Origin of the sequence: Telluria antibiotica (genome assembly GCF_011682055.1) — a bacterium.
GTDB lineage: Bacteria > Pseudomonadota > Gammaproteobacteria > Burkholderiales > Burkholderiaceae_D > Telluria > Telluria antibiotica.
Map to the genome: position 1 here is coordinate 1 of NZ_JAAQOM010000020.1, position 16,743 is coordinate 16,743.

Annotated in this window: 14 protein-coding genes and 1 tRNA gene; 9 read left to right on the forward strand and 6 right to left on the reverse strand. The window is 65.7% G+C overall.

Annotation, left to right across the window (positions count from 1 at the left end; translation table 11 throughout):
* Positions 1-137 precede the first annotated feature (137 nt).
* The gene (locus HAV22_RS31385) at positions 138-1,088 is read right to left on the reverse strand and encodes a lipase secretion chaperone (RefSeq protein WP_166863440.1); all 951 of its coding nucleotides are present in this window, start codon (positions 1,086-1,088) and stop codon (positions 138-140) included.
* The gene (locus HAV22_RS26260; protein ID WP_166863442.1) at positions 1,085-2,011 is read right to left on the reverse strand and encodes an esterase/lipase family protein; all 927 of its coding nucleotides are present in this window, start codon (positions 2,009-2,011) and stop codon (positions 1,085-1,087) included. The genes HAV22_RS31385 and HAV22_RS26260 overlap by 4 nt, the downstream gene beginning before the upstream one ends.
* Before the next feature lie 164 nt (positions 2,012-2,175).
* Between HAV22_RS26260 and HAV22_RS26265 the strand changes: the two genes are divergently transcribed.
* On the forward strand, positions 2,176-2,445 hold the full coding sequence (locus HAV22_RS26265; RefSeq protein WP_229421430.1) for a KTSC domain-containing protein: 270 nt from the start codon (positions 2,176-2,178) through the stop codon (positions 2,443-2,445).
* A gap of 258 nt (positions 2,446-2,703) precedes the next feature.
* Here HAV22_RS26265 and acs read toward each other — a convergent pair whose 3' ends face one another.
* Positions 2,704-4,695, reverse strand: coding sequence for an acetate--CoA ligase (acs, locus tag HAV22_RS26270; RefSeq protein ID WP_166863447.1), 1,992 nt, complete (start codon positions 4,693-4,695; stop codon positions 2,704-2,706).
* Positions 4,696-4,892: 197 nt separating this feature from the next.
* Here acs and HAV22_RS26275 point away from each other — a divergent pair, with 197 nt between their 5' ends.
* The 8 genes from HAV22_RS26275 to HAV22_RS26310 all read left to right on the forward strand — a co-directional run bounded on the left by HAV22_RS26275 (position 4,893) and on the right by HAV22_RS26310 (position 13,986).
* Positions 4,893-5,504, forward strand: coding sequence for a TIGR00645 family protein (locus HAV22_RS26275; RefSeq protein ID WP_166863449.1), 612 nt, complete (start codon positions 4,893-4,895; stop codon positions 5,502-5,504).
* A gap of 37 nt (positions 5,505-5,541) precedes the next feature.
* Complete coding sequence (locus HAV22_RS26280; protein WP_166863451.1) at positions 5,542-7,068, forward strand: fumarate hydratase; 1,527 nt, start codon at positions 5,542-5,544, stop codon at positions 7,066-7,068.
* A 43-nt stretch (positions 7,069-7,111) separates the two neighbouring features.
* Positions 7,112-7,951 carry a glutamate racemase gene (murI, locus tag HAV22_RS26285; RefSeq protein WP_166863453.1) on the forward strand — a complete coding sequence of 280 codons (840 nt, stop codon included), beginning with the start codon at positions 7,112-7,114 and terminating at the stop codon, positions 7,949-7,951.
* 102 nt (positions 7,952-8,053) lie between these two features.
* Positions 8,054-8,129, forward strand: a tRNA-His gene (locus HAV22_RS26290).
* Between the two features lie 216 nt (positions 8,130-8,345).
* Positions 8,346-10,232 carry an asparagine synthase (glutamine-hydrolyzing) gene (gene asnB, locus HAV22_RS26295; RefSeq protein WP_229421431.1) on the forward strand — a complete coding sequence of 629 codons (1,887 nt, stop codon included), beginning with the start codon at positions 8,346-8,348 and terminating at the stop codon, positions 10,230-10,232.
* A 286-nt stretch (positions 10,233-10,518) separates the two neighbouring features.
* On the forward strand, positions 10,519-11,577 hold the full coding sequence (locus tag HAV22_RS26300) for a hypothetical protein (protein ID WP_166863457.1): 1,059 nt from the start codon (positions 10,519-10,521) through the stop codon (positions 11,575-11,577).
* Complete coding sequence (locus HAV22_RS26305; protein ID WP_166863459.1) at positions 11,570-12,778, forward strand: cation:proton antiporter domain-containing protein; 1,209 nt, start codon at positions 11,570-11,572, stop codon at positions 12,776-12,778. Before HAV22_RS26300 ends, HAV22_RS26305 begins: the two co-directional genes overlap by 8 nt.
* Positions 12,775-13,986, forward strand: coding sequence for a YbdK family carboxylate-amine ligase (locus tag HAV22_RS26310; protein WP_229421432.1), 1,212 nt, complete (start codon positions 12,775-12,777; stop codon positions 13,984-13,986). The genes HAV22_RS26305 and HAV22_RS26310 overlap by 4 nt, the downstream gene beginning before the upstream one ends.
* Positions 13,987-13,989: 3 nt before the next feature.
* Here the strand turns inward: HAV22_RS26310 and HAV22_RS26315 are convergent, their stop codons facing one another.
* The 3 genes from HAV22_RS26315 to HAV22_RS26325 all read right to left on the reverse strand — a co-directional run bounded on the left by HAV22_RS26315 (position 13,990) and on the right by HAV22_RS26325 (position 16,642).
* Entirely contained in the window at positions 13,990-14,193 is a 204-nt protein-coding gene (locus HAV22_RS26315) for a hypothetical protein (RefSeq protein ID WP_166863461.1), read from the reverse strand.
* Between the two features lie 249 nt (positions 14,194-14,442).
* Complete coding sequence (locus HAV22_RS26320) at positions 14,443-14,790, reverse strand: energy transducer TonB (protein ID WP_166863462.1); 348 nt, start codon at positions 14,788-14,790, stop codon at positions 14,443-14,445.
* 73 nt (positions 14,791-14,863) lie between these two features.
* A complete protein-coding gene (locus HAV22_RS26325) occupies positions 14,864-16,642 on the reverse strand; it encodes a methyl-accepting chemotaxis protein (RefSeq protein WP_229421433.1) in 1,779 nt (592 codons plus the stop codon).
* Between the last annotated feature and the right edge of the window lie 101 nt (positions 16,643-16,743).

Genomic DNA, 16,743 nt, shown 5'->3' on the forward strand with positions numbered 1-16,743 from the left:
GGATCAAGGCTCTCAAGAAATTCGGTCTGATCGACCAACCTGCCTGAGTCGCGAGCTGCACAATTTTTGATGGCCTACCCCGGCCAGGCATCCGCACGTCTTTTGGATACGTTCTTTCACGTTACGACCATGGACCGTCATTCCCGCGGATTGGCGCCCGTTTCCGACCGCGCCGGGTCGTATGCCGCCAAGCGCCGCTGCTCGTCCGCGCTGAACATGCGGCTGCGCAGCGCCGCCACCGCGGCCTCGTCGTGCAGGCCGCGGCGCTCCGCCAGGTAGGCATCGATACGCCGCTTCCACGCGGCCTCCTCGCGGTCCACGTCGGCAAGGCGCACGGCCGCGTCGGCACCAAACGCCGCGGCGCGCAGGCGGAACACGTCGTCATCGCCGGCGCCGCTTGCCCGCAGCCGCTCCGCTTCCTCCTGCACCCGCACGATCTTCAACGGCGCCTCGCGCGCGGCGCGCACGTCGGCCGGCAAGCCGGCGTCCAGCGCAGCCAGCCGGTCCCGCTTCTGCTGCGCCGTCAGCGTGCGGTCGTCGCGGATGTCCAGGCGCGCCAGCGCGTCGGCATTCGCGGCCTCTTCGCGGCCGAAGATCGCGGCCATTTCGCGTTGGCTGAAGTACTGCGCGCGCAGCCCGTGCAGCGCGGCGAGGCGCCTCTTCAGCGCCGCTGCGTCCGGACCGGCCAGGCGGCGGTCCGCTTCGAGTCCCGCCATCGCCTGCCGGTACGCGATGTAGCGCGCCAGCACGCGCTTGGCCGCGGCGGATGCTTGCGGCTGCAACGTCCGGCCCAGTTCCCGCCCGATCTCCGCGCGCACGGCGTCGGGCGATTTCTCGCCCACGGTGCTCAGGTAATAGTCGAACAGTTCGATCAGCTGGGCGTCCGCGACGACGCTGTCGTCCGGCGCCACGCGCACGGCGCCGTCCGGCCGCGTGCCCTGCAGCGAACGAGCGAACGGCGTGGCGGGCGGCGCCACCGTCACGACCTGCGGCGCCGCCACCGGCGGTGCATGGCGGCCCGCCAGCGCGGCGAGGAACAGCGCCGCGGCCGCGGTCGCGGCGACGAGTGGCGTCGCGCGTCCCTTCACAGTCCCATCCCGCGCAGGCGGTTGGCGTGCTGGCGGTACAGGGTGACGGGACTCGTCTCGAACAGGTTGACGAGGCCCGCGACCTGGTTCACCTCGTCCAGGTGATTCATCGCGTAGTCGTCACGGATCACGCGCCCCAGGTGGCTGGAGCAGCTGCCGACGAGGCCATCGTTCTTCTCGCCGAGGAAGGCCAGCGACAACAGGCCGAGCGATCCGTCGAGCGGGTCGAACAGGTTCGTGAACGGCTGCGCGCCGCTCCACGAAAAATAATAGACGCCGCGGGCCTGGTACGCGCCTTCGCCGCACGCCGTGGCGGGCACGCCTTCCGGATGCGCGGCATTGAATTTCGCAGCACCCGCCGTGGTCATCGAATCGAGGGCCGCCGTCGACATCTGCGTGCTGCTGTCGCCGGACAGGAACGCGATGGTGCCTGCGACGCCGTCGACGATCGACCCGAGCACCGCCTCCGAGAACGTGCCCGGCGCGACGGTGCCGCGGATGACGTCGGCCACCTTCGATCCCTTGTTGACGCCGCCGACGCTCGTCACGGACGCCACGAGGTCCGGCGCCACCGACGCGACGTAGCGCACGGTCGGGCCGCCGTGGCTGTGGCCGATCAGGTTGACCTTGGGCGCGCCCGTCGCCGCAAGCACCCGCTTGACGTAGGTGAGCAGCTGCTCTCCGCGCACTTCCGTGCTGTTGGATGCGGTCACCTGGGCGACGTAGACTTGCGCGCCGTCGCGGCGCAGGGCGTCGGCGATGCCGAACCAGTAATCGTACGGGCCGATGCTGTCCCAGCCGAGGAAGCCGTGCACGAGCACGATCGGGTAGCGGGTCTGTGTGTAGCCAGTGGCGGATGCGGTCAGGGGCAGGAACGAAAGGGCGAGCACAAGGGCACTCAGCCATCTTGCGAAGGTTTTCATCAAGCGGTCTCCTTTATCGTCTTGGTCGATACAGCCGAGCCAGGGTACGGACAAGCATCGGCCGCAACAAGCCGCGCACGCGAGCGCAAGGCGTCTTGGCTTGCCGAATCAGGCGAATGTCCCAATAATCCATGCATCGCAGAGGAGAAAACGACACCATGGACATGAAACGCATTAACGCGGGCAAGCTGCGCGCCATCGGCTACGACGCACGCGAGCGCATCCTGCGCGTGGAGTTCGACGACGGCAGCGCGATCGATTATGCGGGCGTCGGCAGCGAGGTCTGGCGCCGGTTCTCGACGTCGGGCGCCGCCTGGAGTTTTTATCGCGACAATATCGAGGAAGAGTTCGCGGGCAAGCGCGGGCGCGCGGCCGTGGCGAACCAACGTGCGGCGCTGGACGCGCTGTTCAAGAACCCGGGCGACGATTCGTAGGGGCAAGCGAGGCCGGGGCCTCGTTTGCGAACGTGCCCACCAAACGCGCGCATTGACGCGACGCCACGGCTTGGTGGGCGGGGGCCGCCCACCCTACGGCAAATGTGCGGAAATGATAAGACTCCGCCCAGGGCGTAGGGTGGGCACCCCGTGCCCACCAAACGTAGAGCGTGCACGGGATAAAAAAACGCCGCCCCGGTCTCCCGGCGCGGCGTCAACTCTGCTGTGATCAGTGTAACCGATCAGCGGCCCGAATGGTCAGGCAGATTCTTTCAATTGTTCGAGGATCGCAGGATTTTCCAGCGTGGAGATGTCCTGGGTGATCGTCTCGCCCTTGGCCAGCACGCGCAGCAGGCGGCGCATGATCTTGCCGGAGCGCGTCTTCGGCAGGTTGTCGCCGAAGCGGATCTCCTTCGGTTTGGCGATCGGACCGATCTCCTTGCCGACCCAGTTGCGCAGCTCGGCCGCCAGCTTCTTCGCATCTTCGCCGGTCGGACGCGCCTGTTTCAGCACGACGAACGCGCAGATCGCCTCGCCCGTCGTGTCGTCCGGCTTGCCGACGACCGCGGCTTCCGCCACGATCGGATGCGCCACGAGCGCGGACTCGATCTCCATCGTGCCCATGCGGTGGCCCGACACGTTCAGCACGTCGTCGATGCGGCCCGTGATCGTGAAATTGCCCGTGTCCTTGTTGCGGATCGCGCCGTCGCCGGCCAGGTAGTATTTGCCGCCCAGCTCTTCCGGGTAGTAGGCGCTGCGGAAGCGGTCCGGGTTGTTCCAGATGGTGCGGATCATCGACGGCCACGGACGCTTCACCACGAGGATGCCGCCCTGCCCGTTCGGCACGTCGTGGCCCGCCTCGTCGACGATGGCGGCCATGATGCCCGGCAGCGGCAGCGTGCAGGAACCCGGCACCATCGGCGTCGCGCCCGGCAGCGGCGTGATCATGTGACCGCCCGTTTCCGTCTGCCAGAACGTGTCCACGATCGGGCAACGCTCGCCGCCCACCTGCGTGTAGTACCACATCCACGCTTCCGGGTTGATCGGCTCGCCGACAGTGCCCAGCAGGCGCAGGCTGGACAGGTCGTAGTTCTTCGGATGGACTTTCTCGTCCGTGTTCGAGGCCTTGATCAGCGACCGGATCGCCGTCGGCGCCGTGTAGAAGATGGTGGCCTTGTGCTTCGCGATCGTGTCCCAGAAACGGCCGGCGTTCGGGTACGTCGGCACGCCTTCGAACACGATCTGCGTGGCGCCGACCGCCGTCGGGCCGTAGCAGATGTACGTGTGGCCCGTGACCCAGCCGATGTCGGCGGTGCACCAGTAGACGTCGTCAGGCTTGACGTCGAACGTCCACTTCATCGTCAGCGCGGCCCACAGCAGGTAGCCGCCGGTCGAGTGCTGGACGCCCTTCGGCGTGCCCGTCGAGCCGGACGTGTAGAGGATGAACAGCGGGTGCTCGGCATCGACCCACTCCGGCTCGCATTGCGCGCTCTGGCCGTCGACGAGGTCGTGCAGCCACAGGTCGCGGCCCTGCTGGAAGTTGATGTTGCCACCCGTGCGCTTGTACACGATGACGTCGCGGATCGTGTCACAGCCGCCCAGCGCCAGCGCCTCGTCGACGATGGCTTTCAGCGGCAGCGACTTACCGCCACGCAACTGCTCGTCGGCCGTGATGACGGCGACGGCGCCCGCGTCGATGATGCGCTCCTGCAGCGACTTCGCGGAGAAGCCGCCGAACACGACGGAGTGCGTCGCGCCGATGCGCGCGCACGCCTGCATGGCGGCCACGCCTTCGATCGACATCGACATGTAGATGATGACACGGTCGCCCTTCTTGATGCCGCGGGCCTTGAGGCCGTTGGCGAATTTGCAGACACGCTCGTGCAGGTCGCGGTACGTGGCGCGGGTGACCTGGCCATCGTCCGCTTCGAAGATGATTGCCGTCTTGTCGCCGTTGCCGTTCTCGATCTGGCGGTCGAGGCAGTTGTACGATGCGTTCAGCTGCCCGTCCGCGAACCACTTGTAGAACGGGGCGTTCGATTCGTCGAGAGTCTGCGTGAACGGCTTGTGCCACGCAATGTTCTCGCGCGCCAGGCGGGCCCAGAAACCTTCGTAGTCGCTGGCGGCTTCGTCGCACAGCTTTTGGTAGGCGTCCATGCCGGAGATGGCGGCATGCGCTGCGAATTGCGGGGACGGCTGGAACACGCGGTTCTCTTGCAATCCCTGCTGTTGGGTTTCGTTCTCGGCCATACTAGTCTCCAATTAAGTAGTAGTAATTTTGCCTCATACCTTAGGCGCCCTCGCTTACTGAGCCCTTACAGGCGCGCGCTGGCCTCGGATCGGGTCATTCTACCAACATCGGCGGACGACGAAGGCAAGCCGGCAACGCTCGACGGGTGTAGAATGTTGAGCTGTCTCGACCGCAGCCGCATTGGAAAGCCCGCCAGATGCTTGATTCGCAACCCTCGTCCAGCGCAAGAAAACGCAGCGCCCTCGCCAGTTTCATGTTCGCCAGCCGCTGGCTGCAACTGCCCCTTTACCTGGGTCTGATCCTCGCCCAGTGCGTGTACGTGTTCCATTTCTGGGTCGAATTGAAAGACCTCGTGCTGGCCGCGATGGGCAACGAGGACGCGCTGCACCACGTGTTCCAGGCCGTCGCCGTGCCGGGCGCGCCGCTGCCGGACAAATTGAACGAAACGACGATCATGCTCGTCGTGCTGGGCCTCATCGACGTCGTCATGATCTCGAACCTCCTGATCATGGTGATCGTGGGCGGCTACGAGACGTTCGTCTCGCGCATGTACCTGGAAGACCATCCGGACCAGCCGGAATGGCTGTCGCACGTGAATGCGTCCGTGCTGAAGACCAAGCTGGCGATGGCGATCATCGGCATCTCGTCGATCCACCTGCTCAAGACGTTCATCAACGCCAAGTCGTACGATGCGCAGACGATCATCGCGCAGACCTGCATCCACGTCGTGTTCCTGCTGTCGGCGATGGCGATCGCCTACACAGACCGGATCATGATGACCACCCAGAGTGACAACAAGCACCACTGATACCACCGTAATCCAAGACCCCCACAGCGAGAACCCCATGACTGTCATTAAACAGGACGACCTGATCGAATCGGTCGCCGCCGCGCTCCAGTACATCAGCTACTACCACCCCGCCGACTACATCCAGCACCTCGCGCGCGCGTACGAGGCCGAGCAGAGCCCGGCCGCCAAGGACGCCATCGCGCAGATCCTGACCAACTCGCGCATGTGCGCGGAAGGCAAGCGCCCGATCTGCCAGGACACCGGCATCGTCAACGTGTTCCTCAAAATCGGCATGAACGTGCGCTTCGAAGGCTTCGGCAGCGGCTCGATCACGGACGCCGTCAACGAAGGCGTGCGCCGCGCGTACAACTTCGCCGACAACAAGCTGCGCGCCTCGATCGTCGCCGACCCGCACTTCGAGCGCAAGAACACGAAGGACAACACGCCGGCCGTCGTCCACATGGAACTGGTCCCGGGCGACACGGTCGACGTGATGGTCGCCGCAAAAGGTGGCGGCTCGGAAAACAAGACCAAGTTCGTCATGCTGAACCCGTCCGACTCGCTGGTCGACTGGGTGCTCAAGACCGTCCCGCTGATGGGCGCCGGCTGGTGCCCGCCTGGCATGCTGGGCATCGGTATCGGCGGCTCCGCCGAGAAGGCCATGCTGATGGCCAAGGAGTCGCTGATGGAAGACATCGACATGTACGAACTGAAGGCACGCGGCCCGCAGAACAAGCTGGAAGAGCTGCGCATCGAACTGTGCGACAAGATCAACGCGCTGGGCATCGGCGCGCAAGGCCTGGGCGGCCTGACGACCGTGCTGGACGTGAAGATCAATATGTACCCGACGCACGCGGCGTCGAAGCCGGTCGCGATGATCCCGAACTGCGCCGCCACGCGCCACGCGCACTTCGTGCTGGACGGCTCGGGCCCGTCGTACATCGAACCACCGGCGCTGTCGACCTGGCCGGACGTGAACTGGACGCCGGACACGCAGAAATCGAAGAGCGTGAACCTCGACACGCTGACGAAGGAAGAAGTGGCATCGTGGCAGCCGGGCCAGACGCTGCTCCTGAACGGCAAGATGCTGACGGGCCGCGACGCCGCGCACAAGCGCATCCAGGACATGCTGGCGAAAGGCGAACAACTGCCGGTCGACTTCACGAACCGCGTGATCTACTACGTCGGCCCGGTCGACCCGGTGCGTGACGAAGTCGTGGGCCCGGCCGGCCCGACGACGGCGACGCGCATGGACAAGTTCACCGACATGATGCTCGAGAAGACGGGCCTGATCGCGATGATCGGCAAGGCCGAACGCGGTCCGGCCGCCATCGAGGCCATCAAGAACCACAAGTCGGCATACCTGATGGCCGTCGGCGGTTCCGCTTACCTCGTGTCGAAGGCGATCAAGTCGGCGAAGGTCGTCGGCTTCGAAGACCTGGGCATGGAAGCGATCTACGAGTTCGAAGTCAAGGACATGCCGGTGACCGTCGCCGTCGACGCGACCGGCACGTCGGTGCACCAGACCGGTCCGAAGGAATGGGCCGCGAAAATCGAATCGCTGAAGCTGATCCCGGCGTAATGCGTGCAACGGGCGGCTCGGCCGCCCGTTTTACTATACCCCCATGTCCACACCATCGTCTTCCAACGACGCGCCGGTCGGCGTCTTCGATTCGGGCCTCGGCGGCCTGTCGATCCTGCGCCACATCCGCGCGGCACTCCCTGACGAACACCTGATCTACGTGGCCGACACGGGGTTCGCACCGTACGGCGACAAGGCCGAACACGTCGTCGCCGAACGCTCGCTCGCGGTAGCCCGCTTCCTCGTCGAACGGGGCGCGAAAGCCATCGTCGTGGCCTGCAACACGGCCACCGTCTCCGCCGTGAAGGTGCTGCGCGAGCATTTTCCGAACTTGCCCATCGTGGGCGTGGAACCGGGCCTGAAGCCGGCGGCCGCCATCACGCGCAGCGGCAAGGTCGGCGTGCTGGCGACGGCGCGCACGCTGGAAGGCAGCAAGTTCCTGCAACTGCGCGACCAGATCACGGAAGCGACGGGCGCGGCATTCCTGCTGCAGCCGTGCCGCGGCCTCGTCGACCGCATCGAACTGGGCGACACGGCCGGCACGCGCGAGCTGCTGGTGCGCTACGTGACGCCGCTGCTCGAGCAAGGCGCCGACACCCTCGTGCTGGGCTGCACGCACTACCCGCTCGTGCGGGCTTCCATCGAAGACGTGATCGCCTCCGCGGGCGCGCACGACGTCGCGCTCGTCGACACGGGCGACGCGGTGACGCGCCAGCTCGTCCGCCTGCTCGATGCCGGCCACCTGCTGCGCACCGCACGGCCGGACGCGCCTGCGTCCCTGGAGGCCTACACGAGCGCGAGTGCCACGGCGCTGTCGGCCGCGTTCAACGGCCTGATCGGCATCGATCCGCCCGTGCACGAGACGACGTTCGGCGTGGCCTGAGCGCGCGTCGCACTGCTGGGAAAACTCGATTTGCCAGAATGCGAATGACCCTATATAATCTCGTTCTGTCTCGGCAACAACGGGACGCGAAGTAAGACAGTGGTGGCTGTAGCTCAGTTGGTAGAGTCCAGGATTGTGATTCCTGTTGTCGTGGGTTCGAGTCCCATCAGCCACCCCAAGAATTCGAAAGCCCGGCCAGTCCGGGCTTTTTGCGTTTCACCGTCGTAAGTCTCTTTCCCCTCCCAGCCGGCCAGTCGGTCCCACCGGCCCCCGCGCCGATCTTTTCCCGATTTTTTCGTCCTGGCGCAAGACCCGCCCGAATCGCGCGCCTCAACATCGGTTTGGCAGTCGCTCGAGCGTGAGTGTCCCTGCGTGCATAGGAAAGGCGATCGCGATGTGCGGAATCAGCGGAGTTGTGAACAAGAACGCTTCGGCCGTCGGCCGCAAGGCGATCAAGGCCATCAACGACCTGGCCGCTCATCGGGGGCCGGACGGCGAAGGCTTCTTCTTCGGCAAGCAGTTTGCACTCGGGCACCGCCGCCTGGCCATCCTCGATTTGTCGCGGGACGGCCATCAGCCCATGGCATATGGAAAAAGATACGTCATCACGTTCAGCGGCGAGATTTTCAATTACCTGGAAATCCGCGAGCAGCTGCTTCTCGACGGCTATCGCTTTTCGTCCGAAACGGACACCGAGGTCATTCTGTGCGCCTACGACAAGTGGGGCACGGCCTGCGTCGAGCGCTTCAACGGCATGTGGGCCTTCTGCCTGTATGACAGGGAAAAAGACATCCTGTTCTGCAGCCGCGATCGATTCGGCATCAAGCCATTTTATTACTCGGATACGCCCCGACGGTTCGTCTTCGGCTCGGAAATTAAGCAGGTCCTGTGCGGCAAGGGAGGCAGCGCCGTCGCGAACGTGCGCGCGGTACGGGATTTTCTGATCGAAGGCTATTCCGACCACACGCGCGAAACGTTTTTCGATGGCGTGTCCGCGCTGGCAGCCGGCCATAACCTCGTGTATTCGCTGCGATCCCACCGTGTCGACGAACGCCGCTATTACACGTTGACGGCGCGGGATGACCTGCCGGCCCTGGACGAATGGGCCGCCTCCGAGCGTTTCCTGGCAGAACTGCACCGGTCGGTCGCGTACCGGATGCGATCGGACGTCAAGGTCGGCACCTGCCTGAGCGGCGGGCTCGACAGTTCCGCCATCGCGGCCCTCTCGTCAGCCGTCACCCGCGCGACATCGTCGGCACGGTTCCAGGCCATTCACGCCAAGGGTGGCTCCGGCAGGCTCGACGAAAGTGGCTTTGCTCGCGACCTCGCCGCAAAATGCGACATCGACTTGTTCGTCATCGAACCGAGCGTCGATGACTTCATCGAGGCCATCGACGAGGTCGTCTATTGCCAGGAAGAGCCGTTCGCCACCCCGTCCATCTTCATGCAGTATTTCGTGTTCCAGAAAGCGAAACAGATCGGATGCAAAGTCGTCCTCGACGGCCAGGGCGGCGATGAGGTCCTGCTCGGCTACGAGCGCTATTATTCCGCCTACCTCCGCTCGCTGCCGTGGCACGCCGCGATTCGCGAATTCTTTTCCATCACCGGCCATTCCAGGCTCTCGCCCAGGGAAGTACTCGGCTATTTGCTGTATTTTTCGGTGTCGAGAATCCGCATCGCGCGGCTGAAACGGAAGTTCGCCTACGTCAGGCCGGAGTATCTGCTCCGGTTTCCCAATATCGCGAATTTGAATGCGGCATGTCGCAACGTCCGCGCCCTGCAAAGGATGGAAATCGAACGGTTTCAGCTGCCCCATCTGCTCAGGTACGCGGACCGCAACTCGATGCGCCATTCGGTCGAAGCTCGCCTCCCTTTCCTGGACCACCAGCTCGTTGAAGCGGCTTTTGCCGTCAGCACCCGCTTCAAGATCAGGAACGGCTGGACGAAGCACATCCTGAGGGTCGCGCTGGCCGGTCTCGTGCCGGACAATATTTTGTGGCGCAAGGTCAAACTCGGCTTCGAAGCGCCTGACGCTGCCTGGCTCGAGGCCGCCGGCGCCGACATGCAAGCGGCGATCGGCCGGTCCGCCATCGTGAAGCACATGTGCAAGGACAAGCCGGACTTCGACAAGATCGACAGAGGGACGCTCTGGCGCCTCTACAGTATCGCCAAATGGGAAGCCATCTACTCGGTGCAACTGACGGCGGGTGCGGGTGAATCGCCCAGGTCATCCGGCTGCAGCAATCCCAACCGTACGCCACATCCCATCCGCATGAATTAAAATGCATGCCAGAAATGTAATTACGTCAATCATATTTGAGCAAATGAATTGTTTGCTCTATACTTGACCTCGGCAAACATCCTAAAAACCGGGCGGCAGGCCTTGCGTTGACCTGACCGCCCTGCGGCCTCGCCGCATCGCCGGATGCGCTCCGCATCCACTCTTTCAACGGGTCCGGACGACGGCCGCCACGGCCGCGCTGTGACCGCCCGCCTCCGCGCCCCGGACCGGATCCTCCATCCCGCACCGGCGCGCGCCGAGGTCTTTCATCGAGGGCCAAACACGCATGACCCCAACACGTCCATCGCAGCGCCACCCTTCCATCGCGATCCACCTGGTCGCGGGCACGTGCGCGCTGTGCGCCGCCTTGCTGGCGCAGGCCGCCGGCCGCAAGCCGGCGCCGATCGCCCCGCCGACACCCGCCATCGCCGACTTCACCGAGTTGAGCGGCGCGCGGCCCGGCGACTGCGCCGCGCCGTCCGATCCGGCCCTGTCCACGATGGGCGTGCCGACCATGCACCGCTGCGCCTGGAGCCAGCGCGTGGAAATGCTGTACTGGCGCAGCATCCCCGCCCCGGCGGGCGCCTGCCTGCCGCCGGCCGCGATCGCGTGGTACCGCCTCACGCAAGCCATCCATGCGGACGCACCGCCGTGGAGCGCCGCCTGGTCCGGCAGAACCATCGCGGCAGGCACGTCGGACGCGCAGCAGTTGGCCGCGGTCTGGCGCGGCGGCGATGGCCAGTGGTCGGCCACGCTGTGGCGCTGGCGGCCATCCGACAAGCCCGCCACGCGTACCTGGCAAGCCGCGCACTGGAATGGCGTGACGCAGGCCGCGCACGCCATCGACGCGGGCAATCCGCTGCCCGCCCCCTCGCCACTGTTCGTCGCCTGGCGCGACGCGTCGCAGGGCAAGCCGCGCATGCTGGACGGCGATACGTGGCGCTGGGTGTCCGACAAGACGTGCCTGCGACTGGAGACCTCGGGCATCAGCCAAACGCGCATCCACCTGCCCTATTCGCGCGACGATGCACGGCTCGAGCAGCGCAGCGGCATGCAGGTGCAACTGGCGCGCCGGTTGCCCGACGCCGAATGGCTGCAGCCGTTCACGCTGCTGGACCCGGCCCGGCCCGGCGAGCGCACGGGCGCCAAATTCATCGCCGTCTGGAAGGAAGGCCGCAGCGTCAAGGGACAGTTGTGGATCCCGCTGCGCGACGACGCGGGAATCGTGCGCGCGCGCATCGTCAGCGACCTGACGGCGGCATCCCCCGACCCGAAGCAGCGCGCGGCCGTCGTCGAACGCGAACTGACGGCGCTCGCCCACGCATGGGAGGTGCGCCATGAATGACGAACTGTCCACGCCCCTGTGGCTGCTGTCGCCGCTGGCCGTGCTGGGCGCCGGCCTGATGCTGGCGCTCGTGATCGGCCTCACGCTGCAGCGCTTCCGCATTCCCAAGCTGTACGGCGCCGTGATCGCGGGCCTGCTGCTCGGCGCGACCGGCGGCGGCTTCATCGACCGCGCGCTGCTGACCCAGTTCCAGGAACTCCTGAACGGCGCCGCCGCGCTCGTGCTGTTCGAGGTCGGCCGCAAGATGGACCTCGCGTGGCTGCTGCGCAGCGGACGCCAGGGCGCGAGCCTGTTGCTGGCCACGCTGCTGCGCGGCGCCGCGGCGGCCGTCGCGCTGGGGCTTCTCGCCCTGCCGTGGGGCGCCGCGATCTTCATCGGATCGATCCTCATCGCCGTCAATCCTGTCATCCACAGTTCGATGGTGGCGGACGAAAACGCGAGCGGCACGAGCACTTTCGCCACGTCGAACATGGTCGGCCTCTCGAACCTCGTCGCGCTGCTGGCGCTCGCCGTCACGCTCGCGTGGACCCGCAGCCACGGCCCCGACGCCGGCGGCGACTTCGCGACGGAGCTGATGCGCCAGGGCGGCAAGCTCGTGGTGGGTGCGCTGATCGCCGTGCTGTCGTACGGCGTGTATGCCATCGCCACGCGGGCATGCAAGGTGCCCGCCACGCTGCGCCCCGGCATGCTGCTGGCCGCGCTGCTGATCGACCTCGGCCTGTGCTCCGTGATGTCCGCGAGCGCCCTGCTCTCGCTGCTGCTGATGGGCGTCCTGCTGCGCAATGCCGAGAAGCGCGACAACGTGTTCCAGGCCCAGTTGAAGACGGCGCAGGACATCGGCTACGTGCTGCTGTTCCTGATGTCGGCCGCCCTCGTCGACTTGCAGCAGCTGCTGCACGGCTGGGCGATCCTGGCCGCCGTGACGGTGTTCGCCGTGCGCATCGCGGCAACGCGCCTGGCGCTGTGGCCGGGCACTGCGTGGGACACGCACAAGCAGCATGCGATGGCCTTGTCGATGTGCTCCCTCGTGAGCTACGGCGGCCTCGTCGTCGACAACACCCTCAACGCCTACACCGGGCTCGATGCGACGTCCACCGCCGTGATGGGCGCGCTGCTGGCCCTGAACGTCCTGCTGGCGCCCGGCCTGACCTGGGTCGGCCTGCACCTGGCGGGCGAAACCTACCGAGGAAGCACACAATGAGCGAATTGATGAACGATGAAGCGCTGGGCAAATTGAAACAGGATGCGCAGGCGCAGGCCGTGTCGGGACAAGGGCCTGCATACCTCCCCGACTTCAAGCCGTCCACGATCGGCACGATGGGCATCGAGCTGGAACTGATGGTGCTCGACCGCCTGACCTACGACCTGTTCCCCGCCGCGCCCGACATCCTGCGCCTGCTCGACAAGCACGACAAGCCGTGGGTGCACACGCCCGAGATCACGACGTCGATGCTCGAAGTGGCGACCGCGATCCTGACGTCGTTCGACGAGGCCGCGGAGCAGCTGGAACACATCCGCACGACGGTGCAGCGCGCCGCGTTCGAGGTCGGCGCGTCGATCTCCGGCGGCGGCGCGCACCCTTTCCAGAAGTGGAACGAGCAGCGCATCTATCCGAAGGAACGTTATTTTGCGTCCGAACGCAAGTTCGGCTATCTGGCTAAACTGTTTACCGTGTTTGGCATGCACGTGCACATCGGTGCCGGCACGCCGGACGAAGCGATGCGGCTGTGCGCCTGGCTCACGCAGCGCGCCCCGTTGTTCATCGCCCTCTCCGCCAATTCGCCGTGCTGGCAGGGCGAAGTGTCGGGCTTCTGCAGCTCGCGCAGCAACGTCGTCGGCGCGTTCCCGATGAGCGGCATCCTGCCGTACGAGATCCGCACGTGGGACGATTTCCGCGCCCACTTCGACGGGCTGGCCGCGCACGGCATCGTCAACAGCATCAAGGATTTTTATTGGGACGTGCGCCCGAAACCGGAATACGGGACGATCGAGCTGCGCGTGCTCGACACGCCATTGAAGCCCGTGTACGCGGCCGCGCTGGCGTGCTACGCGCGCGAGCTGTGCCTCGAATGGGCCGACCAGCCAGGCCGCTGGCCAGGCAGCACCAGCCGCGAGCTGTACATCTGGAACCGTTTCAACGCCGCACGCGACGGCGTCGACGCGACCTGGATCGATCCGGAGACAGGCGTCTCGATGCCGGCCGCTGAGGCGATCCGCGCCGACCTGGAACGGCTGCGGCGCCGCTCGCAGGACCCCGGCTTCGCCAAGGCGTGCGACGTGATCGAACACCTCATGCGGGACGGCGGCCAGGCACACTGGCTGCGCGCCCACCTGGACGCGGGCGGCGGCATGAACGACCTGGCGCGCATGGCCAGCGAGATGTTCGAGGACGGCGCCGCGTCGACCTGACCGTCACGAGCGCTTCGGATTGTCCGGGCGGCGGTCGACGCCGTTCGGCACGCCGTCGCCATCGCGGTCGCCCTGGCGCCATTCCGGACGATGCCAGACGTAGCCCGGGCGCACGCGCTCCCAGTGGCCGCGCATCCACACGTGGCGGTGGCCGTTCCCGTTCCAGTAGCCCGGCGCCCATTCATGGGCGTGGCGGGGAGCCGGCACGACCACCACTACAGCGATTCATGGTGCGTGCCGACGGCCCTGAAGCAGGCGCTTACGTCCGAACTTGACGCCACAGCCCGCAACAGATTTTCACGGAGCAACATACAAAAAGGGCGTCCCCGCAGGGACGCCCTTTCGGACTGTCGGGTGCCGCCAGGCCGCAGGTCTCGCGCGCACCCGGCCAAGATGCCGGGGACGCAGAGCCTCACCTGGGGCGCCGAGCCTGGCCGGCCGGCACCCGCAAAGCGATCAGTCCAGCTTCCAGGCGTAGTCGACCTTGGTCCAGGTCTGGGCCGGCGCGCCATCCTTCGTGCCCGGCTTGAACTTGCAGGACGACAGGCCCTTCAGCGCGGCCTTGTCCAGGCCCTTGAAGCCGCTCGATTTTTCCAGCTTCGAGTCGGCCACGGAGCCGTCGGCTGCGACGAGGAAGGACATGGACGTGATGCCCTGCTCTTCGTTCATCAGCGAGGCCTTCGGGTACTCGACCTTGCACTTGGACGGATCAAACGTTGCCGGCGTCTCGCCTGCGAAAGCGGAACCAGCGATACCCGAGACCAGCAGAGCAACCAAGCTCACGGCAAATTTCTTGTTGGACATTTTTATTACCCCCGAAAAACAAAGTTTTTTTTGATGCCGGCGCTCCCGCCGGCGCTGGACGAGCCGTCCTGGCTCAGAATTCTTCCCAATCGTCGCTGGCGGCAGCCGCTGCGACTTTCTTCGCGGTCGACGCTGGCGCATCGGCCGAACGTTCTTCCTGGACCGGCGCCGCGGCGCGTGCCTTTGGCGCCGCCGGCTTCTTCAAGTGCGGCTTGGCCGGACGGACGACGACGGCGCGGGTGGCTGCGGCGGCCGGTGCCGGCGCAGCCACGACCGCCGGCTCTTCGCCTTCGGCCAGCTTGAAGATGCTGACGACGCGCTGCAGTTCCGCGGCCTGGTCCTGCAGGCTCTGGAAGGCGGCGGCCGCTTGCTCGACGAGCGCGGCGTTCTGCTGCGTCATACCGTCCATCTCGATGATCGACAGGTTGACCTGCTCGATGCCGGCGCTCTGTTCGGCGCTGGCGCTGGCGATGTCGCTCATGATGTCGGTCACGCGCTTGACGCTGGCGACCACCTCATCCATCGTCTCGCCGGCCTGGCCGACGAGCTTGCTGCCGCGGCCGATCTTCTCGACGGAATCGCCGATCAGCTGCTTGATTTCTTTCGCTGCCGCAGCGGAACGCTGGGCCAGGTTGCGCACTTCCGAGGCGACGACGGCGAAGCCGCGGCCCTGCTCGCCGGCACGGGCCGCCTCGACGGCCGCGTTCAGCGCCAGGATGTTCGTCTGGAATGCGATGCCGTCGATGACGCCGATGATGTCGGCGATCTTGCTGGCCGAGCTGTTGATCTCGCCCATCGTGCCGACGACTTGCGACACCACTTCGCCGCCCTTGCGTGCCACGTCCGATGCGGTGGCGGCCAGGTGGTTGGCTTCGAGGGCATTGTCCGCGTTCTGCTTCACGGTCGACGTCAGTTCTTCCATTGCCGACGCCGTCTTTTCCAGCGAGCTGGCTTGCAGTTCCGTACGCGACGACAGGTCGGTGTTACCGGCCGCGATTTCACGCGATGCGGTCGTGATCGTGTGCGTACCGCGACGCACCTGGCTGACGATGTCGACCAGGCTGTTGCGCATCTGTTTCATTTCCACGAGCAGGCTGCCGCGATCCGACGATTTGGTCTCGATGCCGATCGACAGATCACCCTCGGCGATGCTGCCGGCGATCTTCGCGGTATAGCCCGGTTCGCCGCCAAGCTGCTTCAGCAGGCCGCGGGTGATGACGGTGGCGGCCAGGATGCCCATCGCGACGGCCACGCCCAGCAGCACCAGCATGAAGTTACGGGCGCTGGCGAAGGCGGCTTCCGCATCGACCTGGGCCTGTGCGTTCAACTTGTCTTCCAGCGTACCCAGTTGGTCGAGCGCCTCCAGCCATTTCTTCTGGGCCGGGCGGATTTCCTTGACCATCACGCGGGTGGCGTCCATCGCGTTGTTGGCCAGGTACAGTGCCGATGCCTTGGCGATGGCCGGCATGGCGGCGCCTTCGGCATCCTTCACCTGGTTCAGCAGGGATTTTTCTTCGGCCGACGCTTCTTCCGAGAACTTGGCGACCAGCTTGCCCTGCAGGGCGTCGTACTTGGCGGTCTGTTCCTTGAAGCGGTTCAGTTCCGGTTCCATGTCCGCCGGGTCCGTCATCAGGGTCAGCGTGCGCAGCGACGTCACGCGTTCGCTGACGTTGTTGCGCATGTCGACGACCAGACGCGTCACGACGTTATTGACGGTGACGACGTGGTCGAGCCGGTTCTGGATCTGCGCCATGCGCAGGATGCCGACGACGGTGACCATGACCAGCAGCACGAGCACAAGCGCAAAGCCCAGGCCCAGACGCATGCCGACCTTCATGTTTGCTAGATTCATTCCTTATCTTCCCTGTTTCAAGTGAACGGCCCGTTCCGGGCTTTCTTTTTTGTTACAGAAAGTCCATCTTCCCGGTGGACTTGCGTATTTCCGTCAGGATA